Source organism: Mycobacterium sp. IDUB_1 (assembly GCF_055419625.1).
The window spans coordinates 1,208,643-1,232,474 of the sequence record NZ_JBVAYA010000001.1; the positions used below are offsets into that span (position 1 = coordinate 1,208,643).

At 68.2% G+C, this 23,832-nt stretch carries 25 protein-coding genes; 15 read left to right on the plus strand and 10 right to left on the minus strand.

Annotated elements, in window-relative coordinates; translation table 11 throughout:
• The first annotated feature begins 13 nt into the window (after positions 1-13).
• The 3 genes from ACZYYX_RS06070 to ACZYYX_RS06080 are packed head-to-tail and all read left to right on the plus strand — an operon-like array spanning position 14 to position 2,046.
• Positions 14-427, plus strand: coding sequence for a rhodanese-like domain-containing protein (locus tag ACZYYX_RS06070; protein ID WP_463813530.1), 414 nt, complete (start codon positions 14-16; stop codon positions 425-427).
• A complete protein-coding gene (locus tag ACZYYX_RS06075; protein WP_463813531.1) occupies positions 424-1,641 on the plus strand; it encodes an O-succinylhomoserine sulfhydrylase in 1,218 nt (405 codons plus the stop codon). The genes ACZYYX_RS06070 and ACZYYX_RS06075 overlap by 4 nt, the downstream gene beginning before the upstream one ends.
• Positions 1,642-2,046 (plus strand): hypothetical protein, encoded by a 405-nt coding sequence (locus ACZYYX_RS06080; RefSeq protein ID WP_463813532.1) that lies wholly within the window; start codon positions 1,642-1,644, stop codon positions 2,044-2,046.
• Here ACZYYX_RS06080 and ACZYYX_RS06085 read toward each other — a convergent pair.
• The gene (locus tag ACZYYX_RS06085; protein ID WP_463813533.1) at positions 2,010-2,882 is read right to left on the minus strand and encodes an alpha/beta fold hydrolase; all 873 of its coding nucleotides are present in this window, start codon (positions 2,880-2,882) and stop codon (positions 2,010-2,012) included. The two genes, ACZYYX_RS06080 and ACZYYX_RS06085, sit on opposite strands and share 37 nt — an antisense overlap.
• Before the next feature lie 61 nt (positions 2,883-2,943).
• Here ACZYYX_RS06085 and ACZYYX_RS06090 point away from each other — a divergent pair, with 61 nt between their 5' ends.
• The gene (locus tag ACZYYX_RS06090) at positions 2,944-3,555 is read left to right on the plus strand and encodes a TetR/AcrR family transcriptional regulator (RefSeq protein ID WP_463813534.1); all 612 of its coding nucleotides are present in this window, start codon (positions 2,944-2,946) and stop codon (positions 3,553-3,555) included.
• Here the strand turns inward: ACZYYX_RS06090 and ACZYYX_RS06095 are convergent.
• The 3 genes from ACZYYX_RS06095 to ACZYYX_RS06105 form a co-directional block, all read right to left on the minus strand.
• Positions 3,552-4,418, minus strand: a complete 867-nt coding sequence (locus ACZYYX_RS06095) for an SDR family oxidoreductase (RefSeq protein ID WP_463813535.1) — start codon at positions 4,416-4,418, stop codon at positions 3,552-3,554. The genes ACZYYX_RS06090 and ACZYYX_RS06095 overlap by 4 nt on opposite strands.
• A gap of 59 nt (positions 4,419-4,477) precedes the next feature.
• Positions 4,478-4,684 (minus strand): hypothetical protein, encoded by a 207-nt coding sequence (locus ACZYYX_RS06100; RefSeq protein ID WP_463813536.1) that lies wholly within the window; start codon positions 4,682-4,684, stop codon positions 4,478-4,480.
• A 217-nt stretch (positions 4,685-4,901) separates the two neighbouring features.
• Positions 4,902-5,579 carry a DUF899 domain-containing protein gene (locus ACZYYX_RS06105; protein WP_463814823.1) on the minus strand — a complete coding sequence of 226 codons (678 nt, stop codon included), beginning with the start codon at positions 5,577-5,579 and terminating at the stop codon, positions 4,902-4,904.
• Between the two features lie 76 nt (positions 5,580-5,655).
• On the opposite strand from ACZYYX_RS06105, the gene ACZYYX_RS06110 reads away from it, so the two are divergent.
• The 7 genes from ACZYYX_RS06110 to ACZYYX_RS06140 are packed head-to-tail and all read left to right on the plus strand — an operon-like array spanning position 5,656 to position 10,806.
• Entirely contained in the window at positions 5,656-5,982 is a 327-nt protein-coding gene (locus ACZYYX_RS06110; protein WP_463813537.1) for an ArsR/SmtB family transcription factor, read from the plus strand.
• Positions 5,979-6,443 carry an SRPBCC family protein gene (locus ACZYYX_RS06115; protein WP_463813538.1) on the plus strand — a complete coding sequence of 155 codons (465 nt, stop codon included), beginning with the start codon at positions 5,979-5,981 and terminating at the stop codon, positions 6,441-6,443. Before ACZYYX_RS06110 ends, ACZYYX_RS06115 begins: the two co-directional genes overlap by 4 nt.
• Before the next feature lie 51 nt (positions 6,444-6,494).
• Positions 6,495-6,989: a GNAT family N-acetyltransferase gene (locus tag ACZYYX_RS06120; RefSeq protein WP_463813539.1), complete on the plus strand. Its 495-nt coding sequence runs from the start codon at positions 6,495-6,497 to the stop codon at positions 6,987-6,989.
• Positions 6,986-8,077, plus strand: a complete 1,092-nt coding sequence (locus tag ACZYYX_RS06125; RefSeq protein WP_463813540.1) for an LLM class flavin-dependent oxidoreductase — start codon at positions 6,986-6,988, stop codon at positions 8,075-8,077. The genes ACZYYX_RS06120 and ACZYYX_RS06125 overlap by 4 nt, the downstream gene beginning before the upstream one ends.
• Positions 8,074-9,183 (plus strand): LLM class flavin-dependent oxidoreductase, encoded by a 1,110-nt coding sequence (locus tag ACZYYX_RS06130; RefSeq protein ID WP_463813541.1) that lies wholly within the window; start codon positions 8,074-8,076, stop codon positions 9,181-9,183. The genes ACZYYX_RS06125 and ACZYYX_RS06130 overlap by 4 nt, the downstream gene beginning before the upstream one ends.
• Positions 9,180-10,505 (plus strand): NtaA/DmoA family FMN-dependent monooxygenase, encoded by a 1,326-nt coding sequence (locus ACZYYX_RS06135; protein WP_463813542.1) that lies wholly within the window; start codon positions 9,180-9,182, stop codon positions 10,503-10,505. Before ACZYYX_RS06130 ends, ACZYYX_RS06135 begins: the two co-directional genes overlap by 4 nt.
• Positions 10,506-10,515: 10 nt before the next feature.
• Positions 10,516-10,806: a hypothetical protein gene (locus ACZYYX_RS06140; protein WP_463813543.1), complete on the plus strand. Its 291-nt coding sequence runs from the start codon at positions 10,516-10,518 to the stop codon at positions 10,804-10,806.
• Here the strand turns inward: ACZYYX_RS06140 and ACZYYX_RS06145 are convergent.
• The gene (locus ACZYYX_RS06145; RefSeq protein ID WP_463813544.1) at positions 10,788-11,549 is read right to left on the minus strand and encodes an MBL fold metallo-hydrolase; all 762 of its coding nucleotides are present in this window, start codon (positions 11,547-11,549) and stop codon (positions 10,788-10,790) included. The genes ACZYYX_RS06140 and ACZYYX_RS06145 overlap by 19 nt on opposite strands.
• 23 nt (positions 11,550-11,572) lie before the next feature.
• Between ACZYYX_RS06145 and fgd the strand changes: the two genes are divergently transcribed.
• Together fgd and ACZYYX_RS06155 are read left to right on the plus strand one after the other, a co-directional pair.
• Positions 11,573-12,583: a glucose-6-phosphate dehydrogenase (coenzyme-F420) gene (fgd, locus tag ACZYYX_RS06150; protein WP_463813545.1), complete on the plus strand. Its 1,011-nt coding sequence runs from the start codon at positions 11,573-11,575 to the stop codon at positions 12,581-12,583.
• The gene (locus tag ACZYYX_RS06155) at positions 12,580-13,545 is read left to right on the plus strand and encodes an endonuclease/exonuclease/phosphatase family protein (RefSeq protein ID WP_463813546.1); all 966 of its coding nucleotides are present in this window, start codon (positions 12,580-12,582) and stop codon (positions 13,543-13,545) included. Before fgd ends, ACZYYX_RS06155 begins: the two co-directional genes overlap by 4 nt.
• On the opposite strand, the gene ACZYYX_RS06160 is transcribed toward ACZYYX_RS06155, so the two are convergent.
• From ACZYYX_RS06160 to ACZYYX_RS06175, 4 genes are read right to left on the minus strand one after another with little or no spacing between them, the layout of a single operon-like run.
• Positions 13,491-15,260, minus strand: coding sequence for a hypothetical protein (locus ACZYYX_RS06160; protein ID WP_463813547.1), 1,770 nt, complete (start codon positions 15,258-15,260; stop codon positions 13,491-13,493). The genes ACZYYX_RS06155 and ACZYYX_RS06160 overlap by 55 nt on opposite strands.
• Positions 15,167-17,113: a hypothetical protein gene (locus tag ACZYYX_RS06165; protein WP_463813548.1), complete on the minus strand. Its 1,947-nt coding sequence runs from the start codon at positions 17,111-17,113 to the stop codon at positions 15,167-15,169. Before ACZYYX_RS06165 ends, ACZYYX_RS06160 begins: the two co-directional genes overlap by 94 nt.
• A complete protein-coding gene (locus ACZYYX_RS06170) occupies positions 17,110-18,519 on the minus strand; it encodes a glycosyltransferase family 2 protein (RefSeq protein ID WP_463813549.1) in 1,410 nt (469 codons plus the stop codon). The genes ACZYYX_RS06165 and ACZYYX_RS06170 overlap by 4 nt, the downstream gene beginning before the upstream one ends.
• Positions 18,512-19,942: a hypothetical protein gene (locus tag ACZYYX_RS06175; RefSeq protein ID WP_463813550.1), complete on the minus strand. Its 1,431-nt coding sequence runs from the start codon at positions 19,940-19,942 to the stop codon at positions 18,512-18,514. The genes ACZYYX_RS06170 and ACZYYX_RS06175 overlap by 8 nt, the downstream gene beginning before the upstream one ends.
• A 216-nt stretch (positions 19,943-20,158) precedes the next feature.
• Here ACZYYX_RS06175 and pta point away from each other — a divergent pair, with 216 nt between their 5' ends.
• Entirely contained in the window at positions 20,159-22,243 is a 2,085-nt protein-coding gene (pta, locus tag ACZYYX_RS06180; RefSeq protein WP_463813551.1) for a phosphate acetyltransferase, read from the plus strand.
• Positions 22,240-23,400 carry an acetate kinase gene (locus ACZYYX_RS06185; protein WP_463813552.1) on the plus strand — a complete coding sequence of 387 codons (1,161 nt, stop codon included), beginning with the start codon at positions 22,240-22,242 and terminating at the stop codon, positions 23,398-23,400. The genes pta and ACZYYX_RS06185 overlap by 4 nt, the downstream gene beginning before the upstream one ends.
• Here ACZYYX_RS06185 and ACZYYX_RS06190 read toward each other — a convergent pair.
• A complete protein-coding gene (locus tag ACZYYX_RS06190; RefSeq protein WP_463813553.1) occupies positions 23,320-23,751 on the minus strand; it encodes an STAS domain-containing protein in 432 nt (143 codons plus the stop codon). The genes ACZYYX_RS06185 and ACZYYX_RS06190 overlap by 81 nt on opposite strands.
• Between the last annotated feature and the right edge of the window lie 81 nt (positions 23,752-23,832).

Genomic DNA, 23,832 nt, shown 5'->3' on the forward strand with positions numbered 1-23,832 from the left:
GACACTCTCGACCGTGAGTTATGCCGGAGACATCTCGCCGGAGGAGGCCTGGAAGCTCCTGAGCGAGAACCCCGATGCCGTGCTGGTCGATTGCCGCACCGATGCCGAATGGCGCTTCGTGGGGGTACCGGATCTGTCGCCGCTGGAGCGCGACACCGTGTTCATCGAGTGGAATCGCACCGACGGCTCACGCAACGACGGCTTCGTCGACGATCTGTTGGCCGCCGGCGTCACCCCGGGTGAGCGGCCGGTGGTTTTCCTGTGCCGATCCGGCAACCGTTCGATCGGCGCCGCCGAGGCCGCCACCGAGGCGGGCATCGGGCCGTCGTACAACGTCCTGGACGGCTTCGAGGGCAATCTGGACGAGCACGGTCATCGCGGTGGCACCGGCTGGAAGGCCGTGGGTCTGCCGTGGAGGCAGTCATGACCGAGTCGGCAGGCAAGTCGGTGCGCACCCCCGCCGAGCTGCCCGACGGAGTCAGCCAGGCCACTGTCGGCGTGCGCGGTGGTCTGCTGCGGTCCGGGTTCGAGGAGACCGCCGAGGCGCTGTACCTGACGTCGGGCTACGTGTACGAGACGGCGGCCGACGCGGAGAAGGCGTTCACCGGCGAGATCGATCGCTACGTGTACTCGCGCTACGGCAACCCGACGATCTCGATGTTCGAGGAGCGGCTGCGGCTGCTCGAGGGTGCGCCGGCCTGTTTCGCGACGGCCACCGGTATGTCGGCGGTGTTCACCGCGTTGGGCGCGCTCCTGGGTGCCGGCGATCGTCTGGTGGCCGCCCGCAGCCTGTTCGGCTCGTGCTTCGTGGTCTGCAGCGAGATCCTGCCCCGCTGGGGTGTGGAGACGGTCTTCGTCGACGGCGATGACTTGTCGCAGTGGGAGGAGGCACTGTCGGTTCCCACGCAGGCGGTGTTCTTCGAGACCCCGTCGAACCCGATGCAGTCGCTGGTCGACATCGCCGCGGTGTGCGACCTCGCCCATGCCGCGGGTGCGAAAGTAGTGCTGGACAACGTCTTTGCCACCCCGATCCTGCAGCAGGGCTTCCCGCTGGGTGTCGACGTGGTGATCTACTCCGGCACCAAGCACATCGACGGGCAGGGCCGCGTTCTCGGCGGCGCGATCCTGGGCAGCAAGGACTACATCGACGGCCCGGTGCAGAAGCTGATGCGTCACACGGGACCGGCGTTGAGCCCGTTCAACGCGTGGACGCTGCTCAAGGGTCTGGAGACGCTGGCTTTACGTGTGCAGCACCAGAATTCGTCGGCTCATCGAATCGCCGAGTTCCTGGAGTCTCATCCGTCGGTGAGCTGGGTCAAGTACCCCCTGCTGGAGTCGCACCCGCAATACGACCTCGCTAAGCGGCAGATGACCGGTGGCGGAACCGTCGTCACCTTCGAACTCGCCGGCGGCACGAAGGAGCGCGCGTTCGAGGTGCTCGACAAGCTGCGGATCGTCGACATCTCCAACAACCTCGGCGATTCCAAGTCACTGATCACGCACCCGGCGACCACTACGCACCGCGCGATGGGGCCTGAGGGCCGTGCGGCAATCGGCTTGGGCGACGGCGTCGTTCGCATCTCGATCGGCCTCGAAGGCACAGAGGATCTGATCGCCGATCTCGACCAGGCGCTGGCCTAGGTGTCACGCCGCTCCGACAAGAAGAAGGCCCGCCGCAAGAAGCGCCAGGCAGTGCGCGAGGAGGGCTGGATCCCGTCGCGCGTGCTCGAGCAGCTCGACATCGCTTCTGATCTCGAGGCTTTCGATACGCAGTTGACCGAGCGCGGCTGGGAGTTCTCCGAAGACGTCGACGACGAGACCGGCGCGGCCTGGTACTGGGTGCCCTCGGAGGCCGACGTGCCCGACGAGGGCGAGGTCGTCAACGTGACGGTCGCGCTGCTGACCCCCGAGGACGACGGCGAGATCGTGCACGTGGTGTTCGTCGGGACTGCCGACGACTACCAGTTCGGTGTCGAGGAGTTCTTCGCCCACCTCGACGCCATCGAGGCCTACCGACTCGGCGATCCGATACCGGAATTCGCCTGACGGGCGATCGCCGCGGTGACCGCCGCGGGGGCGTCCAGCGGCACGAACGTCGTCGCGCCCGGGACGTCTATCACCGTCGAGTTCGGGAACAAGGCCGCCAGCCGGCGCCCCAGATCCGGGGTGAAGCACCGGTCGTCGGTGCCCCACACCACGGTCACGGGTTTGGTGAATCGGTGCAGGCGCGGTGCAACCGCGGTCAGGTCGGTGCGCCCGATCCCGCGGGCGAGCGCGGCGAAGTCACCGGCGATGCGTCGGTCGGTGCGGGCCGGGGTGAGCCACGACGCCGTCAGTGCAGGATCGAGCTTCTTGGCCAACAGACCGAAACCCAGCGGGGAGTGTCGCAGCGCCGTGATGCCCATGGGTGCCATCAGCGCGCTGACGGTTGCTCGGGTTCGCATCGCGGCGAACACCGCGTTGAACGGAAACGGTGGAAACTTCTCGAACGCATCGCAATTGGTGAGGACGAGCCGGCCGATCCGGTCGGGGTGCGCGTCGATCAGGAACTGGCAGATGCCGCCGCCGGTGTCGTTGCCGACGAGGATCACGTCGTGCAGATCGAGCTCGGCGAGGAACTGGTGCACCATCTCGGCGACGCCCTCGGGCGTCAGAGCTGCGCGATCGCGCACCGGGACGCGGTGTGCGCCCAGCGGGAGATCTGGCTGGAGGCAACGGATTCCGCGTGCGGCGAGGTCGGCGGCCACGGAGTCCCACAGTCGTGAGTCGACGAGTGCGCCGTGCACGAACACCACCGGCGGGGAGGTCGAGTCCGCCGGGCCCGACTCGCGGAACTCGATGGTGGTCGACGGCAGTTCAATGGAAGACGTGACGGTGGGCATGCCGGTTATCCTTTTCGTCGACACTTACGAACACTGAGTACGAAAGTTACGTGCAGACTGTATGGAAGTCAACCCCCGGCCCCGCCGCACTCAAGCCGAGCGCACCGCGGCGACCCGCGCGAAGCTGGTCGCGGCAGCGCGAGAGCTGTTCGCGGTCAACGGTTTTGCCGATGTGTCGACGCAGGAGATCGTCGCGGCGGCGGGTGTGACGCGCGGCGCGCTCTATCACCAGTTCGACGACAAGACGGAGCTCTTCGCGGCGGTCTACGAGGATGTGGAAGCCGAGCTCGTCAGTCGGATCGCCACTCGGATCGCCGAGGCTGAGCCTGCGGATCACCTCGCGGCGATGCGCACGGGGGCGCGGCTGTTCCTGGATGTGTGCTCAGCGCCCGATGTGCAGCGGATCGTGCTGATCGATGCGCCTGCGGTACTCGGCTGGCAGCGCTGGCGCGAGGTGGGGATGCGATACGGGCTCGGCGTGGTCGAGGCGATGTTGGCGCAGGCAATGGCCGACGGTGTGATCCCCGAGCAGCCGGTGCGGCCGACCGCTCATGTGCTGCTGGGTGCGCTCGACGAGGCGGCGCTGTTCATCGCCCGGGCAGCGGATCAGGCCGCAGCGAAGACCGACATGTACTCGGTCTGCGATCGCCTGATCGACGGTATCGCAGGCTAGCCCTTGTTGTCGGCACCTTCGACCACGCCCAGAGCGGACTGCGCGCGCTGCTCGTAGCCGGCCCGCTTGGTGGTGTCGAACTCCAGGAAGACGTTGTCCAGACCGAGCTTTCGGTTCATCCAGCGACGTCCGCGGGGTCCGAGCATCTGTGCGGCCTGTGCGGTGAACCGTAGGAACGGAGGCACCGATACATGCGTCTTCGGCTTGTTCAGTGTCTTGACGATGGCCGCGGCAATATCCTCAGGCTCAACGGGTTTGGTGCCGGGCGTCTCTTTGGTGCCGGAGATCAGCTCGGTGTTGGTGAACGGCGGCATCACCACCGACACGTGCACACCGTGCGGTGCGACCTCGTCGGCCAGGGCGGCGGAGAGTCCGACCACGCCGAACTTGGCGCCTACGTAGACCACCTGGCCGGGCACGGGGATGACGCCCGACAGGGACGCGATGTTGATGATGTGGCCGCGGCGGCGCGCGATCATGTCGGGCAGGGCCAGCTGACAGCCGGCGATCACGCCGTAGAGGTTGACCTCGATCGACGAGCGGATCGACTGCTCGGACTGCTCGAGGAACGGCCCGATCGGCATGACACCCGCGTTGTTGATCAACACGTCGATGTGGCCGCCGCCGTCCGTGCGGGCCTTGTCCAGGAACGTCGCGAACGATTCGCGATCGGTGACGTCGAGCGGGTAGCCCGACGCCGGGCCGAGATTGGAGAGCTTGGCGACCGACGACTCCTGAAGGGCCACGTCACGATCACCGATGACGACTCGTGCGCCGCGCTTGAGCAGCGCTTCGGCGGTGGCGTAGCCGATGCCCCGCGCGGCACCGGTGATGGCGATCGTTCGTCCGCGGATGTTGTCCATGCGGCCGAACTTTACACGTGTCAATTTTGGCGGGGAAGTGGGTGGCGTCGGGAGGTGGGCTATGCGCGGCGGCGGATGGCGCGTCGCACGATGTCGGCGTCGGGGTTGCTGCCGTTGTCGAACTCCTTGCGCCGTGCCTCGTCGACATTGCGTTGGATGAACAGATCGAACGCCATGACTGGGTCGCGGGCCTCCCGTAGTGCCGTGTACTCGATGTCGACGTCGGGGTCGTCGCGCTCGGCCAGCCAGGTGTAGTACTCGGACATGCTTCGAAACGACCTCATCGCCGCCGTCCCTTGCCTCGATCAGGATCGCCCACTCCATCGGAACGCGGTCGATCGAAAAAGGGGTCAGCTTCGCCGTGAGGCTCGTTTCTCGGCGGCGGGCGGGGCGGCCGAGAGCAACCTGACCTGGCTGCGGTGTCAACGCCTCGAAGTTTAGCCGACGCGACACGTCAGGGTGGCGAAACTTTTCGATCGGCGCCTATCCGTAGAGGCCATGGTGCCGCCACCACACATATGGCGGCGTTTGCTGTAACCCCGCCGGCGCGTCCTCCCACGTCTCCTGCCGCCCCAGTGCGGTGATGTCGAGGAGGCTCCACGTGTTGACGAACGCCTCGTCTCCGCGGTTGTTGACGAAGTACGTCCGGAAGACCTCGTCGGTGTCCGGGTGTCGAATGAACGCGTTCGTGCCATGCCACTCGTCGACGTCGAAGTCGACGTCGAAGAAGCCGTCTTCGCCGTCGACCATGGTGAACCACGGCATGGTCCACCCCATTCGCTTCTTGATCCGCGTGATGTCGGACTGCGGCCCGCGTGACACGTACACCAGCGTGGTGTCGCGGGCGTGCAGGTGCGACAGATCAGGGATGTGGTCAGCCATCAGCGAACATCCCACGCACCCGCGTTCGGGCCACCCGCTGACACCGGGATCCATGAACGCCCGGTACACGATCAACTGGCGTCGGCCCGCGAACAGGTCCCGCAGAGTGACTACACCCTCGGCACCCTCGAATCGATACTCCTTGGGCACCAGGGTCCACGGCATCCGCCGACGCATCGCCGCCAGCTCGTCGCGCGCGCGGGTGAATTCCTTCTCCCGAATCAGCATCTCCGCCAACGTCTTCTGCCACTCGACCGCCGATACCGTCCGAGGCTCCATCGTCACGCCGCCCTCCAAACATTCAACAGTTATGTTGAACGTCAGCACACCACCAGTCGCCGCTATAGTCAACACAATGGTTGAAGATCTTCTCGATCGCGCCTACGCCGCGCTCGCGGATCCGACGCGACGGCGGCTCCTCGAAGCCCTCAGGGACGGCGACGCCCGTATCACCGACCTGGCCGAACCGCTCCCGATGAGCTTCGCCGGGGTGTCCCGGCACGTCGCCGTCCTCGAATCGGCCGGCCTTATCCGCCGCGAGGTCCGCGGCCGCGAACACTGGGTGTCGCTGCACCCGGACGGACTCTCGCCGGCCCGGCAATGGATCGACGAGCAGACCGACTTCTGGGCTGCCCGCGCCGACAAGCTCTCCGAGCGGCTCCGCAAGAAGACCAAGCGATGAGCCAACCGACCGTGCGCGTCCGCCGCGTGATGCCCGCAGTCCCCGACGACGTCTTCGACGAATGGCTCGATCCAGAAGCCCTGATGGACTGGATGTGCCCACGGCCGACCCGCTGCGTCGCCGTCACCGTCGAACCCCACGTCGGCGGGCGCGTGCGCTTCGACATCGACGACTCGGGCCGCTCGATCCTGGTCACCGGCCAGTTCCTCGTCGTCGACCGACCGCGCCACGTGAGATTCACCTGGAGCCATTCGGGCTGGGCCGACCCGACGGCCACCAGCATCGTCGACGTCACCTTCGAACCCCACGGTGACCAGGACACCCTGATGTCGATCGAGCACACGCTGCTACCGACCGAGGCGGTCGACGACCACGACCACGGCTGGGCCGTCACCGCCGACCAGTTGCAGACCCGTCTCGGTTGTCGCCGAACAGGGAGGAATTTCACTCACCCTGAGTAAATGGGCCGGCCCGGAAATGCACCACGCACAGATGCGTTAGACAGGAAGGTGATGCCCGTGTCTAGCGTCGGTGAGTTGCAGTTCGTCGCTGTCCGCCAGGACGATCCACTCGCCACCCCGCTGATCGACGAGCTCGCCGTCGAATACGCCGATCGGTACGGCGGGCTGCGCGACAAGGTGCACGCGTGGCTTCGCGGCTACCAGGCGGCTGAATTCGAGCCCCCCAGCGGCGAACTCCTGATCGGTCTGCTCGATGAGCAGCCGGTGACCGGAGGAGCCTTCCGGCAATTCGACGCGACCACCGCTGAGCTCAAACGCATCTGGACAGACAGTCGTCATCGCCGGCGCGGCTATGCCAAAGCCATCGTGATCCGACTCGAAGAGGAGATCGCCGCCCGCGGCTACACCCGCGTCTACCTCACCACCGGTGACCGCCAACCCGAAGCGGAGGCGCTCTACACCTCCCTGGGTTACACCCGCCTCAGCGAGCCCCTGCAGGCAGAGGGGGAGGTCTACCCCGTCGCGTTCCTGAAGGTACTGCCGTGACATCCGACATTCACCTGGGTGTGGCGCTGGACGGGTACGGTTGGCATCCCGAAGCGTGGCGCTACGGTCCTGAGCCACTGCCGATCACCGATGGCCGGTATTGGACCGACGTCGTCGCGACCGCCGAACGAGGACTTCTCGACTTCGTGACGTTCGACGATGCGCTGACCCCGCAACGTCGCCGCAAAGCCACCATCGAGCCGCGCTGGCTCGCCGGTCGGCCCGACGCCGTCCTCATCGCGGCCCGGGTGGCCCCGACCACCCGACACATCGGCCTGATCCCGGTCGCGACGACCACCCACACCGAGCCGTTTCATGTGTCCAAAGCCATTGCCACACTGGACTTCATCTCCCACGGTCGGGCAGGCTGGCAGCCGCGGGTCAGCGCGACCCGGCACGAGGCGGAACTCGTCGGCCGCCGCGATCCCGACGCGCTGGGGGACCTGTTCGGTGAAGCCCGGGACGCCGTGGACGTGGTGCGCCGGCTCTGGGACAGCTGGGAGGACGACGCGGTGATCCGCGATGTCGCCAGCGGCCGCTTCGTCGACCGCGACAAGCTGCACTACATCGACTTCGCCGGAACGCATTTCAGCGTGAAAGGACCGTCGATCACCCCGCGGCCCCCGCAGGGTCAACCCGTCGTGGCGGCGCTCGCACACAATCTGCAGGCCTACACGTTCGCCGCAGCGAGTGCGGACCTCGTGTTCGTGACACCTGCTGATCCCGAGTCCCTGACGGGAATCGTCGACGAGCTCGCCTCTGCGGGCGGTGCACATCTCAAGGTCTGGGTCGATCTGTACGTCAGCTTCGACGCGGTGGTGGACGACCGCAGTGACGCTGCCGTGTTCGACGGCAGCCCGGCACGTCTCGCCGACGACATCGCAGTCTGGCACGCCGCCGGCGCCGACGGAGTCCGACTGAGGCCCGCGGTCACCGCCACCGACCTGCCGGTCCTCGTCGACCAGGTGGTTCCACTTCTACAGCAGCGCAATGTATTCCGGACAGAGCACCGAGATGGCGAGACGCTGCGTTCGCGCCTGGGGCTAGGTGCTCCGGTGAACCGATACGTATCGGTGGGTACGCGATGACCATCCCGCTGTCTGTCCTCGACCTCTCGCCGATTCCCGCCGGTGCCGACGCCGCGACTGCGCTGCGCAATTCCGTCGACCTGGCGCGACACGCGCAGCGCTGGGGGTACCGACGCTTCTGGGTGGCCGAACACCACTTCGCCGCAGTGGCCGGCTCCGCACCGGCGGTGCTCATCGGCCAGATCGCCGCGGCGACAACAGACATCCGCGTCGGGGCGGCCGCCGTGCAGCTGGGGCAGACCACCGCGGTCGCCGTCGTCGAGACCTTCGGGATGCTCGACGCGTTCTATCCGGGACGCATCGATCTCGGCGTGGGACGTTCGGGTCAGCGCCGCCGAGAGGCGCTGGCCGGTTCCGCGCCGACGCAGCGGGCCGGGGTACGCGAGGTCGACGGTGTGGTGGTACCCGCCCCGTTCGACGTGGCGGCGCTGATGCGTAACCCACGTCTGCGGGCGCGGATGTCGGTGCTTCAGCAGCCGGGTGCCGTCGCCCCCGACTTCGGTGACCAGGTCGCCGACATCCTCGCGATGGTGCGAGGGCAGTACTGCGTCGACGGTGTCGAAGCGCACCCGGTGCCCGGTGAGGGGGCGGCGCTGACAACATGGATCTTCGGTAGCAGCGCCGGCGACAGCGCGAGAGTGGCTGCCGCGCTTGGCCTGCCGTTCGTCGCGAGCTACCACATCACCCCGGCCACCGCGCTCGACGCCGTCGCCGCTTATCGTGAGCGGTTCGTCGCGTCGGTCCACCTGAATGAGCCGTACGTGGTGGTGTCCGCGGACGTGGTGGTGGGCGACGACGACGACGCCGCAGCACGACTCGCCGCCAGCTACGGACACTGGGTGTACTCGATCCGGACCGGTGACGGCGCGATACCCTACCCCGATCCCGCCCACGTCGAACCCCTCACCGACGAGCAGTACGCACTGGTGCAGGACCGACTCGACACCCAGTTCGTCGGCAGTCCCGACACCGTGGCCGACAGGCTCACCGCTCTGCAGCGCGCGACCGGCGCCGACGAGCTCGTCGTCACGTCGATGACCCACCGGCACGCCGACCGGCTGCGCTCCCACGAGCTCCTCGCGCGAAGGTGGGGCATCTCATCGTGACCGACGAGCCCCGCAAGCAGATTCATCTCGGCGCCCACTTTCCCGGCGTCAACAACACCACGGTGTGGTCGGACCCGCGGTCGGGCAGCCAGGTCGAGTTCGACTCGTTCGTCCACCTGGCCCGCACCGCTGAGCGCGGACTGTTCGACTTCTTCTTCCTCGCCGAGGGTTTGCGATTACGCGAGCATCGAGGGCGTATCCACGATCTCGACGTCGTCGGGCGGCCGGACACCCTGACGGTGCTCGCTGCGCTTGCCGCCGTCACGGAGAGGCTCGGGCTGGCCGGAACCATCAACACCACCTTCAACGAACCCTTCGAAGTGGCAAGGCAATTCGCGACCCTGGACCATCTCTCCGACGGCCGGGCAGCGTGGAACGTGGTGACGTCTTCGGACGCGTTCACCGGTGAGAACTTTCGTCGGGGCGGGTTCCTCGACCACGCCGATCGGTATCGGCGCGCGGAGGAGTTCCTCACGGTGGCGCGGCAGTTCTGGGACAGTTGGGCTGAGGACGCCGTTGTCGCCGACCGGGACCACGGCGTCTACGTCGACCCCACCCGAATCCGGACCGTGACGCACACGGGCCCGCAGTTCGATGTCCGGGGAGTAGCCACGTTACCGCCTGCGCCGCAATGCTATCCGGTGATCTTCCAGGCCGGTGACTCCGCGGACGGCAGAGCGTTCGGCGCGCGGCACGCCGACGCGCTGTTCACCCTGCACTCGCAGCTGGAGGCCGGCCGCGCCTACTATGCCGATGTCAAAGGCAAAGCTGCTGCCGCGGGCCGGGATCCGAACTCACTCAGGGTGTTTCCCGCCGCCACATTCGTACTGGGGGACACGCCCTCGGACGCGAGAGAACGCGCACGGCACATCCGACTCCAACAGGTGAGCGGCCCGACCGCCATCGCCATGCTCGAACAAGTGTGGCAGCGAGACCTGTCGGCCTACGACCCCGATGGACCGCTGCCCGACGTGGACCCCCTCGACGACCCCACGGTGTCGCAGGGCAGGGTGCGCCACGGCGACCCGAAGGCCGTCGCCGCCGCATGGCGCGAGCGCGCCGAGGCCGAGAACTTGAGCATCCGTGAGCTGGTCATCGCCGTCACCTCCCGCCAGCAGTTCGTCGGCACGCCCGCGCAGGTGGCCGATGAGATGGACCTGCACGTGCAGACCGACGCGTGTGACGGCTTCATCCTGGTGCCGCACCTCACGCCGCACGGGCTCGACGAATTCGTCGACCGGGTGGCCCCGCTCCTGCAGGAGCGGGGCAGCTTCCGCACCGGCTACACCGGCAGCACCCTTCGGGATCATCTCGCGCTATAGGCTTGCCGATGTGTCGCAGGCGACCGTGGGCTGGTTGATGCTGGCCGCTGCTGCGCTGACGTTCGTCTTCGGCGGGCTCTCCCGAGTCTTCGTCGGGCGCCGTCGGCACACCGCGGGTGTCCAGCGGATGGTGCACGTGTTCCGCCGCACCGGCATCGCACGGGTGCTGTTCGGCCGCTTCGACGACAACGTGCTCAACGACGACGAACTCGACACCATGATCCTGATGCCCTCGATCGTCCTCGCCTGCGGCCTCACCCTGACCGCGATCTTCCTGCTGGGCTACGACACCCTGGTGTGAGCGGCGTGAGCCCTCCGGGCCGCCTCCGCCACCGGACCCCGCCACACCGGCCCGTGCCCTGGCAGCATCACCTCGGACTGCACTCCCGCCAACACGTCGAGGCTGCGCCGGCACGCATCCTCGTCGTGATTGAACAGCGACGGCAGCAGCTGCGGGCCGGGTCGAGGGGCCACCGGGTGATCGGTGACCAACGCGTCGCCGCTGACCAGCACGCCGTCCACGAGGTACGAGCAGTGCCCACCCGTGTGTCCGGGCGTCGCGATCACCTGCGGAGCGCCGGGTAGGCCGGCCGCCACCTCCTCGGTGAGCGGTTGCGCCGTCGGGATGCCCTCGTGGGTCAGGCCGCCGTTGCGAACGAGCGCCACCGTCCACAGCAGGAACTTCGGCTGCCAAGCGCGGGTGAGAACATCGCGCGGCGACGCCTGCTCGAGGTACTCCCGTCGGACGTGCCGCACCTCGGCGCCGTGGCAGTACACCGGCGTGCCGTGCTCACGGGCGAGCCAGATCGCCGAGCCGAGGTGGTCGACATGCGCGTGCGTCAGCAGGATCGCCCGCACGTCGGACGGGCCGAAACCCAGGCCGGACAGGGACGCCAGGACGTCGTCGCGGTCACCGGGATAGCCCGCGTCGATCAGGATCACCCCGCCGCCCGATGAGGCGTCGCCGGCCACCAGCGTCCAGTTCACGAGATCGGTCTGTGCGAAGTGCACGCGGTCGGTGATGGCCGCGACAGCCAGGGTCATGTCGCGAGTGTAGAAACATATGTATGGCTGAACTGAAACTGGGCTACAAGGCGTCGGCGGAGCAGTTCGCGCCCCGCGAACTCGTCGAACTCGCGGTGCTGGCCGAGGAACACGGCATGGACAGCGCCACCGTCAGCGACCACTTTCAGCCGTGGCGCCACGAAGGCGGGCACGCCCCGTTCTCGCTGGCCTGGATGACTGCCGTCGGCGAGCGCACGAAGCGGATCGTGCTCGGCACGTCGGTGCTCACCCCGACGTTCCGCTACAACCCGGCCGTCATCGCACAGGCTTTCGCCACGATGGGCTGCCTGTACCCCGACCGCATCTTCCTCGGCGTCGGCACCGGCGAGGCGCTCAACGAGATCGCCACCGGCTACGAGGGGGAGTGGCCCGAGTTCAAAGAGCGCTACGCCCGGCTGCGTGAGTCGGTGCGGCTGATGCGGGAACTGTGGCTCGGCGACCGGGTGGACTTCGACGGCGAGTACTACAAGACCAAGGGCGCCTCCATCTACGACGTGCCCGAGGGCGGCATCCCGATCTACATCGCCGCCGGCGGACCGCAGGTGGCCAAGTACGCGGGCCGCGCCGGGGACGGTTTCATCTGCACCTCGGGCAAGGGCGAGGAGCTCTACAAGGACAAGCTGATCCCCGCGATGCGCGAAGGTGCGGAGGCCGCGGGCAAGAACCCCGACGACGTCGACCGCATGATCGAGATCAAGATCTCCTACGACACCGATCCCGAGGCGGCGCTGGAGAACACCCGCTTCTGGGCGCCGCTGTCGCTGACAGCGGAGCAGAAGCACTCGATCGACGATCCGATGGAGATGGAGAAGGCCGCCGACGAGCTGCCGATCGAGCAGGTCGCCAAGCGCTGGATCGTCGCCTCCGATCCCGACGAGGCCGTGGATAAGGTCAAGGACTACGTCGGGTGGGGCCTCAACCATTTGGTGTTCCACGCCCCCGGACACGACCAGAAGCGCTTCCTGGAGTTGTTCCAGCGCGATCTCGAACCGCGGTTGCGCCGCCTGGGATGATCCGCGTCCTCGCGGCGGTGCTCGGCCTGCTCGGCCTCGTCGTCGCCGCGGCCGGCATGGCCGCCCGCTATCTTCCGCTGTCCAACCAGCCGCTCCTGATCGTCGCCGCGGCGGCGCCCTACCTGCTGCTCGCGGCCCCGATCGCCGCCGTGCTGCTCCTGCTCGGTCGACGCTGGTTTCTGGTCATCCTGGCCGTCGCGCTGACCGCGGCCGCCGTGGTGGTGTACCTGCCCCGGTACCAGGCACCGGCGGCTCCTGCTCGGCACGACGTCGACGTCCGCGTGCTCACCACCAATCTGGCCATGGGACAGGCGGATCCGCAGGCGTTCGTCACCCTCGCGAGCGAACGGGCCGACATCGTCGCCGTGCAGGAGATGACGCCGCAGGCGGCCGCCGGGCTGTCCGGCGCGGGCATGGACGTCGCCTTCCCGTATCGGGTGATCGCGCCCGCCCAGCTGGCTTCCGGCATCGGGGTCTGGAGCCGCTACCCGATCGTGAATTCCGGTCGCATCGATGGGTACTCACTGCCGATGATCGGTGCCCGCGTCCGAATCCCGGGCGTGGTCGTCGATGCGACCGTGCTGTCGGTGCATCTGGCCGCGCCCTGGCCGCAGGACATCAGCCATTGGCGCGGCGACATCGCGCGCCTGCCGGACACGCTGGTCGAGACGGGCCGCGCCGCGGGAGCAGGCGCCGTGGTCGTCGCGGGTGACTTCAACGCGACCGCGGACATGGCGCCGTTTCGGGCGTTGCTCACCGGCGGGTACTCCAACGCCGTCGCCGGGGGTGGGTTGCTGCGCACGTACCCACAGAATCGTGTCGCGCCGGCACTTCTCGGCATCGACCACATCCTGACCAAGAACGCCGATGCGACGTCGGTGTCGACGGTGGACGTGGCGGGCACCGATCACCTGGGTTTGGTGGCCACCGTGAGCGTGCCGGTCGACATGACGTCGAGCTGAGTCGGCGACATGACCGGTGACATGGCCGGCGACAATGGCCGGCCGGTGGTCCGGTACACCCGGAACATCTCGTCGGAGGTGGGGCCGTCGGTGGTGTAGCCGAGCGCGGCGATTCCGGCGCCGTCACCCCACAGCGACGGGTAGCGTCGGTTCAGTGCATCCGGCACGTTGCGTTCGGGATTGGTGGCGACGATGTAGCGAATCCCGAAGTCCCACGGGCGGTTCAGCGCGGCGGTGAAGTCGTAGTCGCTGGTGATCACGAACTGCTTCGGATGCTCCGAGGAGAGCCAGATGCCCCAGGTGAGGAACGTGTCCATCAGCACCGAGCCCTCCGGCAGATCCATGCTGTCGAACCACTGCGCCAGGCGTCGCTCGCTGAGCAGCCGGCGGCGGGCCGGATCTTCGCCCGGGGGATGGGCTTCGGGGTCGATCAGCGACGGGAAGCCGGCCTCGAGCTGCCCGTAGGCGATGTCCTGGTCGACGATCACCGGCGTGGTGATCGGGATGGCCACCACCACTGACGCCGCCACGAGCGCGGCAGCCACCGCCCGGACCGCGGTCTGCTTCTGCCAGCAGGCCAGGGCGACGCAGATCACCATCGGGATGGCCAGCAGGTAGAACCGGAACCATCCGAAAGTCAACGAATCATGTTGTGCCACTGCGGCGAACGTGAGGGTGGCACCGAACACGACGACCGGCACGAGCGGTGCGGCCCTCCTGCGGGCCACGGCGACCACCACGGCCACCGCGACGGCGATCCCGATCAGCGGCTGCATGCCGAAGAGGCGGGATGCGACGACCGACCACTGCGCCCCCGCGTCGGCCGTACCGCGGGCGAGCCGGCCTGCGACCTGGCTCGCGTTGCCGTATTGGGAGGACATCGTCGCGAAGAACTCGTCGTTGATGATCCAGCCCGTGATAGCCCACGCGAAAAACGCTGTCACGACGGGGAAGGCGACGATCACCACGTCGGCCGCGGTGGCCGACCACCGGATCTCTCGGTCGGATCGCCGCCACGTCATCACGGCGACCAGCGCCACCGCCGCCGCAGCGGCGGGGATGACCTCGTAGCGCGCGAGATAGCCCACCCCCAAAGCCATTCCGGCCCAGCCGAGATCGCCCACCCACCGACTCGTGCACCAGCGCATCAGGTAGCGCACGCACCACAGCAGGCAGAACATCTGCGCAGCCTCGCTCAACCCCGAGGCGCCGTAGATGACGATCATCGGATGCAGCGCGAAGCCGGCGGTGGCGACGCGCCGCCACAGCGTGGACACCTCGACGTCGAACGCGATCCGCCGGACCATCAGCGCCGCCCCGGACATGAACAGCGCGCTCTGGACCACCCCGGCGAGGCCGGCATGCTTCAGCACGGACAGTCCGGGCCACTGGCTCACCCACACCAGCGGCAGCTCCACCAGGCTGGGGAGGGGATTCCACACGAAGCCGATCGCCGACAGGTGTGGGTGCCGGGATTGCAGCGCGAAGCCGGCGTTGGCCACCCGGTTCGGGGCGTCCGGTTCGAAGATGTTGTAGCGCAACACCAGAACTGATCCGACGACGACGTAGAGGAGACAGAGCGTGCCGAACAGTGCGACGCCGGGCCACCGTCGCGACGGGTTCACGCGCGGCGGCGGCGGATCAGCACAGTCGCGGCGGCGGCCACGGCAGCGGTACCGACGGCGGCGATGCTCGCCCAGGCCCACCACTGCCATCCGACTCCCGGCGCGGGCTGATGGGGCATCGAGTCCCCTTCGTTGACCGACAGCGTCACCGTCTCACCGGCGATCCCGGTGGCCACGACGTCACCGGTGAGCGATCCCCACCGGTTCGGCAGTCCCCGCACATGATCGAGGGTCGCGTCGACCAGCGTCCAGTCACCCGTGCCGGTGACTGCGACCACCGAGCGACCGCGGTCGGTGAAGGCCTGGACCATGCCCAGCGGTGCGTGCAGATCAACCGACGTACTGGCGGCGGAGGTACCGGCGGCGCCGACGTCCACGGTGTCGGCGGCACCGGGCAGCAGCGGCGGATGCATCCCGGCGTCGGCCAGCTCGCGACCACCGCTGACCACGAGCGCGCTCGAGCCCGAGGACGCCGCGTCGGAGAGTTGAGTGACCCTGGGCCGCAGCGTGATCTGTGTCTGCTGGGCGATCAGGTTCAGCGCGGCCGCGGCATAGCGCAGATGCTGCGGGCTGTCGATCGCGACGTCGAAGTTCGGAGTGAACGCCATCGGCAGAGCGGGGAAGCCGCCGCGGTTGCCTGCGCCCGGTTTCACCGTCACCGTGGACTGTGGATCGATCGAGAACGTGACGCGATCGTTCAGCGGCGGGCAGTCCTGGCGGGGGATGTAGCGCAGCTCCATGGCGAGGCCGACGTTGCTGGTGATCGCCTCGGCGGGGATGTCGCCGGTGATGTCGAGGGTTCCTGAGCCGTCGAGGCTGTGGGTGGCGAGCACGGTGTCACCCGAGCGCACCAGCACCGATCCCTCCCCGCCGACGACCGGGGTGTAGTGGGCCTTGAGGTGTACCGCGGCGCCGTTGATCTCGCCGACGCCGAACGCGGCGACATCGAAACCGGTGTAGAGCGTGGTGGTTCCGGCCACCGAGGTCTGCGCCGCGATGCCGAGCTGGCCGAATGTCTTCATGGTCGAGGACACGTCGGAGGCTTCCCGGCTCGAGACGAGCATCGCGGAGTTGCCCTGCGCCAGGCCGATCCGGCGGTCGGTGAACAGACCGACCTGCGTGGTGAGCTGCTCGCCGGTGCCGGTGATCGCGAGGACGGCCGCCGGCGTGCCCGGGTTCTCGACCGTGATGCCGGGCCGGCCGCCGTCCCGGATGTCGATCACCCGGGTGGTGCCCGAGAGTGACTGCAGCGAGACGACACCGGGCTCCTCCCCGGTGGTCACGTCGATACGGACCGGCATGGGCCGGTAGAGCCGGGTGAGCTTGGCGACCAGATCGAGCGCGGCCTGCTGGGCTGCGGGTGACGGCTCCCCGTCGACGCGGATCACCACGTGGTCGAGGTAGCCCGGGAGGAACCCAGCGACGCTGGTGGGATCCGGCGCGGGTCCGGAGAACGTGGTGGCCAGGCGGCTCAGCGTGACTGCGGGCGGTTGCGTGCACAGCGTCGCCGCGGGCCCGGAGTCGCGGACGACGAAACTCAGCTTCGCCCGCCCGTCGACCACCTGGGCGGCCGAGGTGTCGATCGTGAACGGAACGCTGACCGCGCCTGCAGGCAGCGGGATGACGCCGAGCACGACACCGCGGCCGTCGAGCACGTCGACGCGCCCGTCGGTGACGTTCACGATGGAACCCACTTCACCGGTGAGGACCGTCGGGCTGACCCCGGTCGGCACCGGAACCGACGTGTCCGCAGGCAGATTCGCGCCGACGATGTCCATCCGATCGGAGAGTCCGAGCTGCGCCCAGCCGATCGCCGGGGTCACCGACGGTCCGGCCACCGCTTCGACGTACGGGTCGGCAGCAGCGGGTGTCACCGCGGGGAGGACGGCGAGGCTGGCCGTCACTACCAGCGCCGTGGCGAGGCGGGCGAGAGAGAGCGTCATCGATCGGAACCTTCCAGGGGGGTGGAGTGGGGGTGGCTGAGTCCGTGGACCGTCTTCTCCCAGAACGACGGCCGAAAAATCAACTGGTAGATCGCTTTCAGTGCCGCGATGGACTGCAGCACCCAGTAGAGCGGGGTCAGCAGGGCGGCCCAGGCGAGGTGCGGTTTGCCGAGCGCCCGCGTGACGATCACACCGGAGTAGACCGACAGCGGGGAACCGATGAGGAACAGCGTCAGGCACACGTAGTAGGTGAGCGGCGGGAACAGCACCTCGATGAACGGCGGCCTTCCCAGCACCCAGACCAGCAGCGCGAACCAGAATGCGATGTTCACCGCACTCGTGATCGGAACGCCACCGGTCATGTTGATCAGGCGCAGGGTGGCTTTGGTGCCGATCGTGCGATGCAGTCCGACGGGATCGCGCAGGGCAACGAGCATCGTCTGCAGGTATCCCTTGTACCAGCGGGATCGCTGGCGAATCCAGTTGACGACGTCGGAGTTGGCCTCTTCCAACGTGATCGAATCCAGGATCAGCGTCCGGTAGCCGTGCCGGGCCAACCGCACACCGAGATCGGCGTCCTCGGTGACGTTGAACTCGTCCCAGCCACCGATCTCCCGCCAGACCGAGGCGCGCATGTGGTTCGACGTGCCACCGAGGGGCACCACGCACCGCGCCTGCTCGACCGCGGGCAGCACCACGCCGAACCACTGATCGTATTCGAGGGAGAAGAACCGGGTGAGCAGGTTCTGTCGTTCGTTGAAGTAGCCCAGCCGTGCCTGCAGACATCCGATGTCGGCCGGCAGTTGCCGGAAAGCCACGGCGGCACGGCGCAATTGCAGTGGATCGGGAACGTCCTCGGCGTCGTAGATCGTCAGCAGTTCACCCCGCAGATCCGGCAGCGACATGCCGTAGTTGCAGGCCTTGGGCTTGGTCTTGGGTTGGCTGTGCGGCACGATCACCACGCGCACCGAGGTCAGGTCCGCGTCCAGAAGTGCTGTCTGCGTGGCGATGTCGTCTTCTTCGACCAGGAGCAGGATCTCGAGCCGCTCGGCCGGGTAGTCCAGCTTGCCGACGCCGTTGATCAGGTTGGTCACGATCGAGGGCTCGTCGTAGACCGGCAGCAGGACGGTGTAGACGGGCAGCTCGTCGTCCGGGATCGCCAGCGCCTCGTCGGCGTCGATGCGGATCAGGGCGGAGGCGTGCAGGCCCTTCAGGAGAAGCAGGTTCCGGTCCAGGCTGGAGATCAAGTAGAGCAGGGCCACCAGCGCGGTGACCGCCGGCAGAATCAGATGCGGCCAGCAGAGGGTCGCGGCCACGACAGGCACGACCGCCAGGCCGGCGCGGGTCAGCGTGCGGGGGCCCAGCAGCGTGCGGGCCGACAGATGAGCGGCCAGGCGTTCAGACATGCGCGGCCGCCGTCACCAGGGCCACCAGGTCCCGCGCCCGTGCGAGGACCAGTTCGTCGATCTGCCCGGTGTCGTCGGGCTGCTGACGCGCCAGCCACATCAGCGGGCGCACCGACGTGGCCGGCAGCGACAGGGGCGCGGGCGCCGGCGGCGGCACCGTGCCGGTCAGTGACTGGCTCACGATCACGGTGATCCGCTGGTACAGCGATCCGCTGGCCCATGTCCAGGTCACGGCGTACCAGGGCGCCTCTGCGCCGGTGGTGACGGCGTCGGCATTGCTGTGTAGGAGACGCGCGCCGGCGGGCAGGGAGTCCGCCGCGGGGCGGTAGTCCAGGGGCCGCGCCGACGGGTACCAGACCGCGTCGGCGACATCGCTCAGGGCACCGGCGTCGGGCGTGCTCATCACGTCGACGGCCGCGGCGGGCATCCCGTCGACCGGCAGGATCGAGTACCGCTGCAGCGTGCTGTCCGGGCCGAGGTAGCGCGTGATGAACGGGTAGCTGCGCGGCGTCCCCCAAGCCGTCCGCCCGACCCAGGCGGGGTCCACCGAGATGGTGGTGGCGGCCCGCGTCGGCGTGGCCGGCACGCTCAGCAGTGGCAGCGCCGCGGCCAGGAACGCCAGGATCGCCATGGCCGGCGCGGACCGCTTCGGCAGGGGAAACGACTGCGCGACAGGCGCATTCGTTCTGCGAACGACCAGCATGGTCAGGACGGGCAGCACACCGGTGACCAGAATCGCGGCGATCAGCTCTCCGTGCGGTGCCACCCACGCGATCAGCAGGCCGATGCACAGGCAGGTCAGGGTCGCGACCGTGCGCACGCGTCGCGGTGCCCGCGGCGTCCCGAGCGCGACCGCTGCCGCACCGATCCCGGCAGAAACGACGACCGCCGCGCGGTCGCTGCCACCCAGTTCCGCGGTGACCAGCAGGAAGGGCAGCGGGGTGGTGACGGCCAGCGCGAACACCCAGACGGCCCACATCCGCACCACGTGACGGACTCCGAACAGCACAGTCAGCACACACGCGAACCAGATCACGCCACTGAGTGCGGGCAGGCGCCAGAGTGCGGCCAGCGTCGGTAGCCGATCGGAGAGGACGACGATCCCCGTGACGCCGGCGACGCCGAGGAGGACTGCGACGATCCAGTCCGACTCGGCGTCGCCGACGCCACAGGGCGGGGTCCGGTACCCGGCGGCGAGGACCGTCAGCAGGACCGGGACGGCCAGCAGGTACGTGCAGCGTGACCCGCCCGGCAGATCGCGGAGTATCGCCAGGTAGAGCGGTGTCCACCCCGCGGCTGCGAGTGCGGTGGCGGCGAGCATGCGGACCAGGTACGGGCTGAGCCCGGCGGTCTCGATGGCCCCCTTACGTGTGCCGGGCAGCGTGGTGAGCGCCGTCGTGCTCCGCAGGTCCAGAACGGACATGAGACCCCCAGTCGATGTAGCGCTGTCGAAAAACATCCGGACCGTGCAATTTCAGCGATGCCATTGAGAAAGCTAATTAACGTCTCTGTCAGCGCGTTGTACGCAGTGAATCATGTTCAGCAAACTTCGACAACTTACCGTCGAGTAAATTCGATCCCTGCGGTTCCGTAATCCGTGTCGCTGGCCATCGCGCCTGGGATCGGGCAGGCTTTTGCTGTGCCTGACGCTTCTCGGACAGCAAGAGCGATCTACGTCGCCTCCCCCGAAGGGGACACCGGAAAATCGACCATCGCGCTGGGCATCCTGCACCGGCTCGCGGCGACCGTCGCCCGGGTCGGGGTCTTCCGGCCGATCACCCGAATCAGCGAGGGTCGCGACTACATCCTCGAGCTGCTGTTGACCCACACCACGGCCGGCCTGCCCTACGAGGAATGCGTCGGGGTGAGTTATCAGCAGCTGCACGACGATCCCGACGGCGCGCTCGCCGACATCGTGGACCGGTTCCACCACGTCGCTGACAGCTGCGACGCCGTGCTGATCGTCGGCAGCGACTACACCGATGTCGCCACTCCCAGCGAACTGTCGACCAACGCACGCATCGCCGCCAACCTCGGCGCCCCGGTCGTCCTCGCGATCAGAGGGCTCGGCAGGACGCCCGAACAGGTCGCCCAGGCCGCCGGGCTGTGCATCGACGAGATCGCCGCGCAGCACGCGCACACCGCGGCCGTCGTGGTCAACCGGTGCGACCCCGCACAGCTCGGCCAGGTCGCCGACGCACTCGCCGACCTGCAGCCACCGAGCTACGTGCTGCCCGAGGAGCCCCTGCTGGTGGCGCCCTCGGTGGCAGAACTGCAGACCGCCGTCGAGGGTTCGATGGTCAAGGGTGACCATGCGCTGCTGGTTCGCGAGGCAGAGGACGTCCTGGTGGCGGGCATGACCGCCGAGCACGTGCTGGAACGGCTGACCGAGGGTGTCGCGGTGATCACCCCCGGCGACCGCTCCGACGTGGTGCTGGCCGTGCTCAGTGCCCATGCGGCCGAAGGGTTTCCGTCGCTGTCCTGCGTCATCCTCAACGGCGGGCTGCCACTGCATCCGGCGATCGACGCGCTGGTCAGCGGACTGGGCCTGCGGGTGCCGATCCTGCAGACGCGGTTCGGCACTTTCGAGACCGCCAGCCGCGTCGCGGCGACCCGCGGCCGCGTGACCACCGAGTCGCCCCGCAAGGTCGACACGGCGCTCGCCCTGATGGACACCTACGTCGACACCGCGGACCTGCTGGCCCGCTTGACCATTCCGATCCCGTCGGTGGTCACCCCGCAGATGTTCACCCATCAGCTTCTCGACCAGGCCCGCAGTGACCGGCGGCGCATCGTGCTGCCGGAGGGGGACGACGACCGCATCCTGCAGGCCGCCGGACGGCTACTCAAGCGCAACGTCGCCGACCTCACCATCCTCGGCGACGAGCAGCAGGTGCGGGCGCGCGCGGCGGAGCTGGGGGTGGACCTGTCGGCCGCCGACATCCTCGATCCGCAGCGCAGCGAACTGTGCGACCGATTCGCCGAGCAGTACGCCGAGATGCGCAAGCACAAGGGTGTGACGGTCGAGCGGGCCCGCGAAACCATGCATGACGTCTCGTATTTCGGCACGATGCTGGTGCACAACGAGATGGTCGACGGCATGGTCTCCGGGGCCCGGCACACGACCGCGCACACAGTGCGTCCGGCGTTCGAGATCATCAAGACGCTGCCCGACACCTCGACGGTGTCGAGCATCTTCTTCATGTGTCTGGCCGACGAGGTGCTCGCCTACGGAGACTGCGCGATCGTGCCCGACCCCACCGACGAACAGCTCGCCGACATCGCGCTCTCCTCGGCCCGCACTGCCGCGCAGTTCGGTATCGAACCGCGCGTGGCGATGCTGTCCTATTCCACCGGTACCTCCGGCAGCGGTGCCGATGTCGAAAAAGTCAGGAAGGCAACCGAATTGGTCCGGACACGAGATCCTGAGCTGCTGGTGGAGGGACCGATCCAGTACGACGCTGCGGTCGAACCGTCGGTCGCGGCCACGAAGATGCCCGACTCGGCGGTCGCCGGGCGCGCGACCGTGCTGATCTTCCCCGACCTCAACACCGGCAACAACACCTACAAGGCTGTGCAACGCAGCGCCGGCGCGATCGCGATCGGCCCGGTGCTGCAGGGGCTGAACAAGCCCGTCAACGATCTGTCGCGCGGCGCACTGGTCGAAGACATCGTCAACACTGTCGCGATCACCGCCATCCAGGCGCAGGGCATGACCACATGACCGACACCGTTCTCGTCCTCAACTCGGGCTCGTCGTCGGTGAAATACTCCGTCGTGCAACCAGATTCCGGGATGACGGTGGCCGACGGGATCATCGAGCGCATCGGCGACGACGCGAAGGTACCCGATCACCGTGCCGCGCTCGACGTGGTGTTCGACGCGCTCGCCTCCGACGGCCACCACCTCGACGAGCTCGGTCTGGTGGCCGTGGGGCACCGCGTCGTGCACGGCGGCCCCGACCTGTACCGCCCCACCGTCATCGACGACAGCACGATCGATCGCCTGCAGCAGCTGTCGGCGCTTGCGCCGCTGCACAATCCGCCCGCACTGCTCGGCATCGAGGTCGCCCGCGCGGCCCTGCCCGACCTGCCCCACATCGCGGTGTTCGACACCGCGTTCTTCCACGACCTGCCGCCCGAGGCGGCCACCTACGCGATCGACGGCGAGGTGGCGCGGCAGTGGCACATCCGGCGCTACGGCTTCCACGGCACCTCGCACCAGTACGTCAGCGAGCAGGCCGCCTCCTACCTCGACGTCCCACTGTCGTCGCTGCGCCAGATCGTGCTGCACCTGGGCAACGGCGCCTCGGCGTCGGCGATCGTCGGCGGCCGGCCGGTCGAGACGTCGATGGGGCTGACGCCGATGGAGGGGCTCGTGATGGGCACCCGCTCGGGTGACATCGACGCCGGCATCGTGATGTACCTGTGGCGGGAGGCGGGGATGTCCGTCGAGGACATCGAGACCATGCTGAACCGCCGGTCGGGCGTGCGCGGCCTGGGCGGGGAGATCGACTTTCGCGAGCTGCACCGGCGGGTCGACGCCGGCGACGCGGCCGCACGGCTGGCCTACGACGTGTACATCCATCGCCTACGCAAGTACATCGGCGCCTACCTGGCAGTGCTGGGCTCCGCCGATGTCATCACGTTCACCGCAGGGGTGGGGGAGAACGACGCACTGGTGCGCCGCGACGCGCTCTCGGGCCTCACCGCGTTCGGGATCGAAGTGGACGAGCACCTCAATGAGAGCCCGTCGAGGGCGGCGCGACGGATCTCGGCGACGGGCGCGGCGACGACGGTGCTAGTGATCCCGACCGACGAGGAGCTTGCGATTGCTCGGGCGTGTGCGGATGTACTTGGCGGAGCCGGCGGCGACGGGTAGCTCGCGGTCCGGATCGCAGATCCGCAGCAGCCGCAGCACGTGCGAGCCCGCCAGCAGTGACCACCGCACACCCGCGCGGCTGCACAACACGTCGATGTGGGTCAGCGCGGCGAACCCAGAGGCGGCGAAGAACTCCACGGTCTGCAGATCGAGAATCAGCTTGCGCGACTGGCCGAGCCGCTTCTCGATGTAGTGAGCCAGCGCGGTGGCGTTGGCGGCGTCGATCTCGCCGTGGATGGTGACGAGCACGGTGTGCGGCGGCAGTTGGCAGGCCGAGAAGGTCGCGCGATGCTGTTCCTCGCGCAGCTCGAAGGACGTCGGGTCAGGACGGAACACGCGCTGTGTGCTCATCGCCGTGTGCTCATGGAGGTCTCCCTGGGCGAGGATGCCGGGATGGGGGGAAGCAGCCCTAGGTCTCAAAGCGTGGCGCCG

Bases quoted from the DNA above. Each gene is read 5' to 3' on its own strand.
- ACZYYX_RS06160 (WP_463813547.1), bottom strand. From the start codon at position 15,260: ATGGCAGTGGTGGGCCTGGGCGAGCATCGCCGCCGTCGGTACCGCTGC.
- ACZYYX_RS06130 (WP_463813541.1), top strand. From the start codon at position 8,074: ATGACCATCCCGCTGTCTGTCCTCGACCTCTCGCCGATTCCCGCCGGT.
- ACZYYX_RS06155 (WP_463813546.1), top strand. From the start codon at position 12,580: ATGATCCGCGTCCTCGCGGCGGTGCTCGGCCTGCTCGGCCTCGTCGTC.
- ACZYYX_RS06190 (WP_463813553.1), bottom strand. From the start codon at position 23,751: ATGAGCACACAGCGCGTGTTCCGTCCTGACCCGACGTCCTTCGAGCTG.
- ACZYYX_RS06165 (WP_463813548.1), bottom strand. From the start codon at position 17,113: ATGACGCTCTCTCTCGCCCGCCTCGCCACGGCGCTGGTAGTGACGGCC.
- ACZYYX_RS06120 (WP_463813539.1), top strand. From the start codon at position 6,495: ATGCCCGTGTCTAGCGTCGGTGAGTTGCAGTTCGTCGCTGTCCGCCAG.
- ACZYYX_RS06175 (WP_463813550.1), bottom strand. From the start codon at position 19,942: ATGTCCGTTCTGGACCTGCGGAGCACGACGGCGCTCACCACGCTGCCC.
- ACZYYX_RS06185 (WP_463813552.1), top strand. From the start codon at position 22,240: ATGACCGACACCGTTCTCGTCCTCAACTCGGGCTCGTCGTCGGTGAAA.
- ACZYYX_RS06105 (WP_463814823.1), bottom strand. From the start codon at position 5,579: ATGGAGCCTCGGACGGTATCGGCGGTCGAGTGGCAGAAGACGTTGGCG.
- ACZYYX_RS06170 (WP_463813549.1), bottom strand. From the start codon at position 18,519: ATGTCTGAACGCCTGGCCGCTCATCTGTCGGCCCGCACGCTGCTGGGC.
- ACZYYX_RS06110 (WP_463813537.1), top strand. From the start codon at position 5,656: ATGGTTGAAGATCTTCTCGATCGCGCCTACGCCGCGCTCGCGGATCCG.
- ACZYYX_RS06085 (WP_463813533.1), bottom strand. From the start codon at position 2,882: ATGCCCACCGTCACGTCTTCCATTGAACTGCCGTCGACCACCATCGAG.
- ACZYYX_RS06075 (WP_463813531.1), top strand. From the start codon at position 424: ATGACCGAGTCGGCAGGCAAGTCGGTGCGCACCCCCGCCGAGCTGCCC.
- ACZYYX_RS06090 (WP_463813534.1), top strand. From the start codon at position 2,944: ATGGAAGTCAACCCCCGGCCCCGCCGCACTCAAGCCGAGCGCACCGCG.
- ACZYYX_RS06115 (WP_463813538.1), top strand. From the start codon at position 5,979: ATGAGCCAACCGACCGTGCGCGTCCGCCGCGTGATGCCCGCAGTCCCC.
- ACZYYX_RS06100 (WP_463813536.1), bottom strand. From the start codon at position 4,684: ATGTCCGAGTACTACACCTGGCTGGCCGAGCGCGACGACCCCGACGTC.
- ACZYYX_RS06145 (WP_463813544.1), bottom strand. From the start codon at position 11,549: ATGACCCTGGCTGTCGCGGCCATCACCGACCGCGTGCACTTCGCACAG.
- ACZYYX_RS06095 (WP_463813535.1), bottom strand. From the start codon at position 4,418: ATGGACAACATCCGCGGACGAACGATCGCCATCACCGGTGCCGCGCGG.
- fgd (WP_463813545.1), top strand. From the start codon at position 11,573: ATGGCTGAACTGAAACTGGGCTACAAGGCGTCGGCGGAGCAGTTCGCG.